4 tRNA genes and 6 rRNA genes are annotated in these 11,101 nt (G+C 53.9%); all 10 read right to left on the bottom strand.

The window, feature by feature from the left end:
• Positions 1–52: 52 nt before the first annotated feature.
• The 10 genes from rrf (HNQ01_RS21950) to HNQ01_RS21905 all read right to left on the bottom strand — a co-directional run bounded on the left by rrf (HNQ01_RS21950) (position 53) and on the right by HNQ01_RS21905 (position 10,961).
• Positions 53–165: ribosomal RNA gene (rrf, locus tag HNQ01_RS21950) — 5S ribosomal RNA — on the bottom strand.
• Positions 166–313: 148 nt separating this feature from the next.
• Positions 314–3,192 (bottom strand): 23S ribosomal RNA (locus HNQ01_RS21945).
• Positions 3,193–3,512: 320 nt separating this feature from the next.
• Positions 3,513–3,588 (bottom strand) — tRNA-Ala (locus tag HNQ01_RS21940).
• Positions 3,589–3,599: 11 nt separating this feature from the next.
• Positions 3,600–3,676, bottom strand: a tRNA-Ile gene (locus HNQ01_RS21935).
• A gap of 118 nt (positions 3,677–3,794) precedes the next feature.
• Positions 3,795–5,319: ribosomal RNA gene (locus tag HNQ01_RS21930) — 16S ribosomal RNA — on the bottom strand.
• 375 nt (positions 5,320–5,694) lie between these two features.
• Positions 5,695–5,807: ribosomal RNA gene (gene rrf / locus HNQ01_RS21925) — 5S ribosomal RNA — on the bottom strand.
• A gap of 148 nt (positions 5,808–5,955) precedes the next feature.
• Positions 5,956–8,834: ribosomal RNA gene (locus tag HNQ01_RS21920) — 23S ribosomal RNA — on the bottom strand.
• A 320-nt stretch (positions 8,835–9,154) separates the two neighbouring features.
• Positions 9,155–9,230: transfer RNA gene (locus tag HNQ01_RS21915), tRNA-Ala, on the bottom strand.
• An 11-nt stretch (positions 9,231–9,241) separates the two neighbouring features.
• Positions 9,242–9,318 (bottom strand) — tRNA-Ile (locus HNQ01_RS21910).
• A 118-nt stretch (positions 9,319–9,436) separates the two neighbouring features.
• Positions 9,437–10,961, bottom strand: a 16S ribosomal RNA gene (locus tag HNQ01_RS21905).
• The 16S, 23S and 5S rRNA genes sit together here with 4 tRNA genes alongside, the layout of an rRNA operon.
• Positions 10,962–11,101: the final 140 nt, after the last annotated feature.

The following is an 11,101-nucleotide window of genomic DNA, read 5'->3' as shown; positions in this document are numbered from 1 at the left end:
CAAAGCAAAAACCCCTCTGACCAGAAGATCAGAGGGGTTTGCTGGAATAGAAGCCTGACGATGACCTACTTTCACACGCGAATGCGCACTATCATCGGCGCGGAGGCGTTTCACTGTCCTGTTCGGGATGGGAAGGAGTGGGACCACCTCGCTATGGTCGTCAGGCATAACCGTTGGTCTTTCAGGATCGAGCCTGAAAGACAATTCGTAGAATCTGCATGAATCAGCGCTGGTCTGTCAATTGATTGCGTTCACCGTGACTGAAGTACGGTTCACATCGACACCCATACCTTGACGAAAATGTCAAAGTTATAGGGTCAAGCCTCACGAGCAATTAGTACTGGTCAGCTTAAAGCGTTACCGCTCTTCCACACCCAGCCTATCAACGTCCTGGTCTCGAACGACTCTTCAGGAGGCTCGAGGCCCCGGCAGAACTTATCTTGAGACGAGTTTCCCGCTTAGATGCTTTCAGCGGTTATCTCTTCCGCACATAGCTACCCGGCGATGCCACTGGCGTGACAACCGGTACACCAGAGGTGCGTCCACTCCGGTCCTCTCGTACTAGGAGCAGGCTCTCTCAATTCTGCAGCGCCCACGGAAGATAGGGACCAAACTGTCTCACGACGTTTTAAACCCAGCTCACGTACCTCTTTAAATGGCGAACAGCCATACCCTTGGGACCGGCTACAGCCCCAGGATGAGATGAGCCGACATCGAGGTGCCAAACACCGCCGTCGATATGAACTCTTGGGCGGTATCAGCCTGTTATCCCCAGAGTACCTTTTATCCGTTGAGCGATGGCCCTTCCATACAGAACCACCGGATCACTTTGTCCTACTTTCGTACCTGCTCGACTTGTCAGTCTCGCAGTCAAGCACGCTTATGCCAATGCACTATCACCACGATTTCCGACCGTGGCTAGCGTACCTTCGAACTCCTCCGTTACACTTTGGGAGGAGACCGCCCCAGTCAAACTGCCCACCATACACTGTCCCCAATCCCGATAAGGGACCAAGGTTAGAACCTCAAACACACCAGGGTGGTATTTCAACGTCGGCTCCACCAGAACTAGCGTCCTGGCTTCAAAGCCTCCCACCTATCCTACACAGATCTGTTCAAAGTCCAATGTAAAGCTACAGTAAAGGTTCATGGGGTCTTTCCGTCTTTCCGCGGGGAGATTGCATCATCACAAACATTTCAACTTCGCTGAGTCTCTGGAGGAGACAGTGTGGCCATCGTTACGCCATTCGTGCAGGTCGGAACTTACCCGACAAGGAATTTCGCTACCTTAGGACCGTTATAGTTACGGCCGCCGTTTACTGGGACTTCAATCAAGAGCTTGCACCCCATCATTTAATCTTCCAGCACCGGGCAGGCGTCACACCCTATACGTCGACTTTCGTCTTTGCAGAGTGCTGTGTTTTTATTAAACAGTCGCAGCCACCGATTCTCTGCGGCCTCGTTTGGCTCCACCCGCGAGGGGCTTCACCGACTTGAGGCACACCTTCTTCCGAAGTTACGGTGTCAATTTGCCGAGTTCCTTCTCCAGAGTTCTCTCAAGCGCCTGAGAATACTCATCACGCGCACCAGTGTCGGTTTGCGGTACGGTCGTTGCAAGCTGGAGCTTAGTGGCTTTTCCTGGAAGCAGGGTATCACTCGCTTCGGCGGCAAGCCGCCTCGTTATCACGCCTCATCTTAGCCCCCCGGATTTGCCTGAGGGGCATGACTACACGCTTGAACCGGGACATCCAACACCCGGCCGAGCTAACCTTCTCCGTCCCCACATCGCACTTGCAATCGGTACAGGAATATTGACCTGTTTCCCATCAGCTACGCATCTCTGCCTCGCCTTAGGGGCCGACTCACCCTACGCCGATGAACGTTGCGTAGGAAACCTTGCGCTTACGGCGAGGGGGCTTTTCACCCCCTTTAACGCTACTCATGTCAGCATTCGCACTTCTGATACCTCCAGCATCCTTCTCAAGACACCTTCACAGGCTTACAGAACGCTCTCCTACCACGCACCTTGCGGTGCATCCGCAGCTTCGGTAACTGGCTTGAGCCCCGTTACATCTTCCGCGCAGGACGACTCGATCAGTGAGCTATTACGCTTTCTTTAAATGATGGCTGCTTCTAAGCCAACATCCTGACTGTTTTAGCCTTCCCACTTCGTTTCCCACTTAGCCAATTTTAGGGACCTTAGCTGGCGGTCTGGGTTGTTTCCCTCTTGAGTCCGGACGTTAGCACCCGGTGCTCTGTCTCCCAAGCTGTACTCATCGGTATTCGGAGTTTGCATAGGTTTGGTAAGTCGCCATGACCCCCTAGCCTAAACAGTGCTCTACCCCCGACGGTAATACTTGAGGCACTACCTAAATAGTTTTCGGAGAGAACCAGCTATTTCCAGGTTTGTTTAGCCTTTCACCCCTATCCACAGCTCATCCGCTAGTTTTGCAACACTAGTCGGTTCGGACCTCCAGTGCGTGTTACCGCACCTTCATCCTGGCCATGGATAGATCACCTGGTTTCGGGTCTACACCCAGCGACTGAAGACGCCCTGTTCGGACTCGGTTTCCCTGCGCCTACCCTATTCGGTTAAGCTCGCCACTGAATGTAAGTCGCTGACCCATTATACAAAAGGTACGCCGTCACCCCGGAGGGCTCCGACTTTTTGTATGCATGCGGTTTCAGGATCTATTTCACTCCCCTCCCGGGGTTCTTTTCGCCTTTCCCTCACGGTACTGGTTCACTATCGGTCGATCACGAGTATTTAGCCTTGGAGGATGGTCCCCCCATCTTCAGACAGGATTTCACGTGTCCCGCCCTACTTGTCGCTAGCTCAGTACCACACGGATCTTTTCGCATACGGGGCTATCACCCACTATGGCCGGCCTTTCCAGACCGTTCTGCTGAGTCCCGTGCTATCACTAGCAGGCTGTTCCGATTTCGCTCGCCACTACTTTCGGAATCTCGGTTGATGTCTTTTCCTCCAGCTACTGAGATGTTTCAGTTCGCCGGGTTCGCCTTGCATGCCTATGTATTCAGCATGCAATACCCTTGCGGGTGGGTTTCCCCATTCGGACATCTGCGGATCAAAGCTCATTTGCCAGCTCCCCGCAGCTTTTCGCAGGCTATCACGTCCTTCATCGCCTGTGATCGCCAAGGCATCCACCACATGCACTTAGTCACTTGACCCTATAACTTTGACATCGGACGCATCCGACATCGTCAAGGACTGCACTGACCTGACTGACTTCGCCAGGTCATGTGTTTGAGTATCTACGTTTGCCGTACTTTCAACTCGCTCCGGAATCACTTCCGGACCTTGTTGTTGTCTGGTGACGCAATCAATTGTCATTGGCGGCACGGTTGCCTGCAGGCCTTTACCCCTGCGGCATTTCCGCCAACAACGCTGATTCGACTCTACGAATTTTTAAAGAACAACAGCCTCTTTCGAGACAGACCTCAGTGCTCGTTTCAGCACTCAGGTCTGCCTGGATCGATGTCAGAAGTGATGGTGGAGGATGACGGGATCGAACCGACGACCCCCTGCTTGCAAAGCAGGTGCTCTCCCAGCTGAGCTAATCCCCCTTGAACATTGGTGGTGGGTCTGGTTGGATTCGAACCAACGACCCCCGCCTTATCAAGACGGTGCTCTAACCGACTGAGCTACAGACCCCAATCTCTTCTGACTCTGTCGTGACAGCCGATAAGTGTGGGCGCGAAACTTGAAGTGTCGTGCTGTTTTGACTCCACGTCCTGGACTGTTGTGCAGTCAGGCGCTTCGTCTTTTCCAGAAAGGAGGTGATCCAGCCGCACCTTCCGATACGGCTACCTTGTTACGACTTCACCCCAGTCACGAACCCTGCCGTGGTAATCGCCCTCCTTGCGGTTAGGCTAACTACTTCTGGCAGAACCCGCTCCCATGGTGTGACGGGCGGTGTGTACAAGACCCGGGAACGTATTCACCGCGACATTCTGATCCGCGATTACTAGCGATTCCGACTTCACGCAGTCGAGTTGCAGACTGCGATCCGGACTACGACCGGTTTTCTGGGATTGGCTCCCCCTCGCGGGTTGGCAACCCTCTGTACCGGCCATTGTATGACGTGTGTAGCCCTACCCATAAGGGCCATGAGGACCTGACGTCATCCCCACCTTCCTCCGGTTTGTCACCGGCAGTCTCATCAGAGTGCCCTTTCGTAGCAACTGATGACAAGGGTTGCGCTCGTTGCGGGACTTAACCCAACATCTCACGACACGAGCTGACGACGGCCATGCAGCACCTGTGTGCAGGCTCTCTTTCGAGCACTCCCACATCTCTGCGGGATTCCTGCCATGTCAAGGGTAGGTAAGGTTTTTCGCGTTGCATCGAATTAAACCACATCATCCACCGCTTGTGCGGGTCCCCGTCAATTCCTTTGAGTTTCAACCTTGCGGCCGTACTCCCCAGGCGGTCAACTTCACGCGTTAGCTTCGTTACTGAGAAGAAACCCTCCCAACAACCAGTTGACATCGTTTAGGGCGTGGACTACCAGGGTATCTAATCCTGTTTGCTCCCCACGCTTTCGTGCATGAGCGTCAGTGCAGGCCCAGGGGATTGCCTTCGCCATCGGTGTTCCTCCGCATATCTACGCATTTCACTGCTACACGCGGAATTCCATCCCCCTCTGCCGCACTCCAGCGATGCAGTCACAAAGGCAGTTCCCAGGTTGAGCCCGGGGATTTCACCTCTGTCTTACATCACCGCCTGCGCACGCTTTACGCCCAGTAATTCCGATTAACGCTTGCACCCTACGTATTACCGCGGCTGCTGGCACGTAGTTAGCCGGTGCTTATTCTTCAGGTACCGTCATCCTCCCGAGGTATTAGCCCAGAAGATTTCTTCCCTGACAAAAGCGGTTTACAACCCGAAGGCCTTCTTCCCGCACGCGGCATGGCTGGATCAGGCTTTCGCCCATTGTCCAAAATTCCCCACTGCTGCCTCCCGTAGGAGTCTGGGCCGTGTCTCAGTCCCAGTGTGGCTGGTCGTCCTCTCAGACCAGCTACAGATCGTCGGCTTGGTAGGCCTTTACCCCACCAACTACCTAATCTGACATCGGCCGCTCCAATCGCGCGAGGTCTTGCGATCCCCCGCTTTCACCCTCAGGTCGTATGCGGTATTAGCACTTCTTTCGAAGTGTTATCCCCCACGACTGGGCACGTTCCGATGCATTACTCACCCGTTCGCCACTCTCGAGGGTTGCCCCTCTACCGTTCGACTTGCATGTGTAAGGCATGCCGCCAGCGTTCAATCTGAGCCAGGATCAAACTCTTCAGTTCGATCTTGATTTTGCTCTAAGGAATCGAAGTGAACTTCACTTCTCTATCCATGAGCGTTTAAGGTCTCAAGGACCCGGATCCGAAGATCCGAGACACTTCGCCTCTCACGCCCACGCTTATCGGCTGTTGATTTTTAAAGAGCTTGCCGTTTCCGGCGTGACAACCAATCGAAATCAGTCATCAGCAAAGAAGCGAGATTATCGAGCATTTCATAAGCCCTGTCAAGAACATGGCCTTTGCCGATTCGCTTGTCTGCTCTAGAGACTGAAGCCGACCTGATGTCCTGAGACATCGATCGGTGCGGCTGCACTCTCTAGACAAGACGAAGAGAAGAAAACGCCCAGTCCGTAGACTGGGCGTTTCTCGCTTGTAGAAGCCTGACGATGACCTACTTTCACACGCGAATGCGCACTATCATCGGCGCGGAGGCGTTTCACTGTCCTGTTCGGGATGGGAAGGAGTGGGACCACCTCGCTATGGTCGTCAGGCATAACCGTTGGTCTTTCAGGATCGAGCCTGAAAGACAATTCGTAGAATCTGCATGAATCAGCGCTGGTCTGTCAATTGATTGCGTTCACCGTGACTGAAGTACGGTTCACATCGACACCCATACCTTGACGAAAATGTCAAAGTTATAGGGTCAAGCCTCACGAGCAATTAGTACTGGTCAGCTTAAAGCGTTACCGCTCTTCCACACCCAGCCTATCAACGTTCTGGTCTCGAACGACTCTTCAGGGGGCTCGAGGCCCCGGCAGAACTTATCTTGAGACGAGTTTCCCGCTTAGATGCTTTCAGCGGTTATCTCTTCCGCACATAGCTACCCGGCGATGCCACTGGCGTGACAACCGGTACACCAGAGGTGCGTCCACTCCGGTCCTCTCGTACTAGGAGCAGGCTCTCTCAATTCTGCAGCGCCCACGGAAGATAGGGACCAAACTGTCTCACGACGTTTTAAACCCAGCTCACGTACCTCTTTAAATGGCGAACAGCCATACCCTTGGGACCGGCTACAGCCCCAGGATGAGATGAGCCGACATCGAGGTGCCAAACACCGCCGTCGATATGAACTCTTGGGCGGTATCAGCCTGTTATCCCCAGAGTACCTTTTATCCGTTGAGCGATGGCCCTTCCATACAGAACCACCGGATCACTTTGTCCTACTTTCGTACCTGCTCGACTTGTCAGTCTCGCAGTCAAGCACGCTTATGCCAATGCACTATCACCACGATTTCCGACCGTGGCTAGCGTACCTTCGAACTCCTCCGTTACACTTTGGGAGGAGACCGCCCCAGTCAAACTGCCCACCATACACTGTCCCCAATCCCGATAAGGGACCAAGGTTAGAACCTCAAACACACCAGGGTGGTATTTCAACGTCGGCTCCACCAGAACTAGCGTCCTGGCTTCAAAGCCTCCCACCTATCCTACACAGATCTGTTCAAAGTCCAATGTAAAGCTACAGTAAAGGTTCATGGGGTCTTTCCGTCTTTCCGCGGGGAGATTGCATCATCACAAACATTTCAACTTCGCTGAGTCTCTGGAGGAGACAGTGTGGCCATCGTTACGCCATTCGTGCAGGTCGGAACTTACCCGACAAGGAATTTCGCTACCTTAGGACCGTTATAGTTACGGCCGCCGTTTACTGGGACTTCAATCAAGAGCTTGCACCCCATCATTTAATCTTCCAGCACCGGGCAGGCGTCACACCCTATACGTCGACTTTCGTCTTTGCAGAGTGCTGTGTTTTTATTAAACAGTCGCAGCCACCGATTCTCTGCGGCCTCGTTTGGCTCCACCCGCGAGGGGCTTCACCGACTTGAGGCACACCTTCTTCCGAAGTTACGGTGTCAATTTGCCGAGTTCCTTCTCCAGAGTTCTCTCAAGCGCCTGAGAATACTCATCACGCGCACCAGTGTCGGTTTGCGGTACGGTCGTTGCAAGCTGGAGCTTAGTGGCTTTTCCTGGAAGCAGGGTATCACTCGCTTCGGCGGCAAGCCGCCTCGTTATCACGCCTCATCTTAGCCCCCCGGATTTGCCTGAGGGGCATGACTACACGCTTGAACCGGGACATCCAACACCCGGCCGAGCTAACCTTCTCCGTCCCCACATCGCACTTGCAATCGGTACAGGAATATTGACCTGTTTCCCATCAGCTACGCATCTCTGCCTCGCCTTAGGGGCCGACTCACCCTACGCCGATGAACGTTGCGTAGGAAACCTTGCGCTTACGGCGAGGGGGCTTTTCACCCCCTTTAACGCTACTCATGTCAGCATTCGCACTTCTGATACCTCCAGCATCCTTCTCAAGACACCTTCACAGGCTTACAGAACGCTCTCCTACCACGCACCTTGCGGTGCATCCGCAGCTTCGGTAACTGGCTTGAGCCCCGTTACATCTTCCGCGCAGGACGACTCGATCAGTGAGCTATTACGCTTTCTTTAAATGATGGCTGCTTCTAAGCCAACATCCTGACTGTTTTAGCCTTCCCACTTCGTTTCCCACTTAGCCAATTTTAGGGACCTTAGCTGGCGGTCTGGGTTGTTTCCCTCTTGAGTCCGGACGTTAGCACCCGGTGCTCTGTCTCCCAAGCTGTACTCATCGGTATTCGGAGTTTGCATAGGTTTGGTAAGTCGCCATGACCCCCTAGCCTAAACAGTGCTCTACCCCCGACGGTAATACTTGAGGCACTACCTAAATAGTTTTCGGAGAGAACCAGCTATTTCCAGGTTTGTTTAGCCTTTCACCCCTATCCACAGCTCATCCGCTAGTTTTGCAACACTAGTCGGTTCGGACCTCCAGTGCGTGTTACCGCACCTTCATCCTGGCCATGGATAGATCACCTGGTTTCGGGTCTACACCCAGCGACTGAAGACGCCCTGTTCGGACTCGGTTTCCCTGCGCCTACCCTATTCGGTTAAGCTCGCCACTGAATGTAAGTCGCTGACCCATTATACAAAAGGTACGCCGTCACCCCGGAGGGCTCCGACTTTTTGTATGCATGCGGTTTCAGGATCTATTTCACTCCCCTCCCGGGGTTCTTTTCGCCTTTCCCTCACGGTACTGGTTCACTATCGGTCGATCACGAGTATTTAGCCTTGGAGGATGGTCCCCCCATCTTCAGACAGGATTTCACGTGTCCCGCCCTACTTGTCGCTAGCTCAGTACCACACGGATCTTTTCGCATACGGGGCTATCACCCACTATGGCCGGCCTTTCCAGACCGTTCTGCTGAGTCCCGTGCTATCACTAGCAGGCTGTTCCGATTTCGCTCGCCACTACTTTCGGAATCTCGGTTGATGTCTTTTCCTCCAGCTACTGAGATGTTTCAGTTCGCCGGGTTCGCCTTGCATGCCTATGTATTCAGCATGCAATACCCTTGCGGGTGGGTTTCCCCATTCGGACATCTGCGGATCAAAGCTCATTTGCCAGCTCCCCGCAGCTTTTCGCAGGCTATCACGTCCTTCATCGCCTGTGATCGCCAAGGCATCCACCACATGCACTTAGTCACTTGACCCTATAACTTTGACATCGGACGCATCCGACATCGTCAAGGACTGCACTGACCTGACTGACTTCGCCAGGTCATGTGTTTGAGTATCTACGTTTGCCGTACTTTCAACTCGCTCCGGAATCACTTCCGGACCTTGTTGTTGTCTGGTGACGCAATCAATTGTCATTGGCGGCACGGTTGCCTGCAGGCCTTTACCCCTGCGGCATTTCCGCCAACAACGCTGATTCGACTCTACGAATTTTTAAAGAACAACAGCCTCTTTCGAGACAGACCTCAGTGCTCGTTTCAGCACTCAGGTCTGCCTGGATCGATGTCAGAAGTGATGGTGGAGGATGACGGGATCGAACCGACGACCCCCTGCTTGCAAAGCAGGTGCTCTCCCAGCTGAGCTAATCCCCCTTGAACATTGGTGGTGGGTCTGGTTGGATTCGAACCAACGACCCCCGCCTTATCAAGACGGTGCTCTAACCGACTGAGCTACAGACCCCAATCTCTTCTGACTCTGTCGTGACAGCCGATAAGTGTGGGCGCGAAACTTGAAGTGTCGTGCTGTTTTGACTCCACGTCCTGGACTGTTGTGCAGTCAGGCGCTTCGTCTTTTCCAGAAAGGAGGTGATCCAGCCGCACCTTCCGATACGGCTACCTTGTTACGACTTCACCCCAGTCACGAACCCTGCCGTGGTAATCGCCCTCCTTGCGGTTAGGCTAACTACTTCTGGCAGAACCCGCTCCCATGGTGTGACGGGCGGTGTGTACAAGACCCGGGAACGTATTCACCGCGACATTCTGATCCGCGATTACTAGCGATTCCGACTTCACGCAGTCGAGTTGCAGACTGCGATCCGGACTACGACCGGTTTTCTGGGATTGGCTCCCCCTCGCGGGTTGGCAACCCTCTGTACCGGCCATTGTATGACGTGTGTAGCCCTACCCATAAGGGCCATGAGGACCTGACGTCATCCCCACCTTCCTCCGGTTTGTCACCGGCAGTCTCATCAGAGTGCCCTTTCGTAGCAACTGATGACAAGGGTTGCGCTCGTTGCGGGACTTAACCCAACATCTCACGACACGAGCTGACGACGGCCATGCAGCACCTGTGTGCAGGCTCTCTTTCGAGCACTCCCACATCTCTGCGGGATTCCTGCCATGTCAAGGGTAGGTAAGGTTTTTCGCGTTGCATCGAATTAAACCACATCATCCACCGCTTGTGCGGGTCCCCGTCAATTCCTTTGAGTTTCAACCTTGCGGCCGTACTCCCCAGGCGGTCAACTTCACGCGTTAGCTTCGTTACTGAGAAGAAACCCTCCCAACAACCAGTTGACATCGTTTAGGGCGTGGACTACCAGGGTATCTAATCCTGTTTGCTCCCCACGCTTTCGTGCATGAGCGTCAGTGCAGGCCCAGGGGATTGCCTTCGCCATCGGTGTTCCTCCGCATATCTACGCATTTCACTGCTACACGCGGAATTCCATCCCCCTCTGCCGCACTCCAGCGATGCAGTCACAAAGGCAGTTCCCAGGTTGAGCCCGGGGATTTCACCTCTGTCTTACATCACCGCCTGCGCACGCTTTACGCCCAGTAATTCCGATTAACGCTTGCACCCTACGTATTACCGCGGCTGCTGGCACGTAGTTAGCCGGTGCTTATTCTTCAGGTACCGTCATCCTCCCGAGGTATTAGCCCAGAAGATTTCTTCCCTGACAAAAGCGGTTTACAACCCGAAGGCCTTCTTCCCGCACGCGGCATGGCTGGATCAGGCTTTCGCCCATTGTCCAAAATTCCCCACTGCTGCCTCCCGTAGGAGTCTGGGCCGTGTCTCAGTCCCAGTGTGGCTGGTCGTCCTCTCAGACCAGCTACAGATCGTCGGCTTGGTAGGCCTTTACCCCACCAACTACCTAATCTGACATCGGCCGCTCCAATCGCGCGAGGTCTTGCGATCCCCCGCTTTCACCCTCAGGTCGTATGCGGTATTAGCACTTCTTTCGAAGTGTTATCCCCCACGACTGGGCACGTTCCGATGCATTACTCACCCGTTCGCCACTCTCGAGGGTTGCCCCTCTACCGTTCGACTTGCATGTGTAAGGCATGCCGCCAGCGTTCAATCTGAGCCAGGATCAAACTCTTCAGTTCGATCTTGATTTTGCTCTAAGGAATCGAAGTGAACTTCACTTCTCTATCCATGAGCGTTTAAGGTCCCAAGGACCCGGACCCAAAGATCCGAGACACTTCGCCTCTCACGCCCACGCTTATCGGCTGTTGATTTTTAAAGA

It is taken from the genome of Sphaerotilus uruguayifluvii (assembly GCF_013294065.1).
Lineage (GTDB): Bacteria > Pseudomonadota > Gammaproteobacteria > Burkholderiales > Burkholderiaceae_C > Sphaerotilus > Sphaerotilus uruguayifluvii.
The sequence above is the reverse complement of the archived record's forward strand: the minus strand, read 5'-3'. Positions and strand labels throughout refer to the sequence as shown.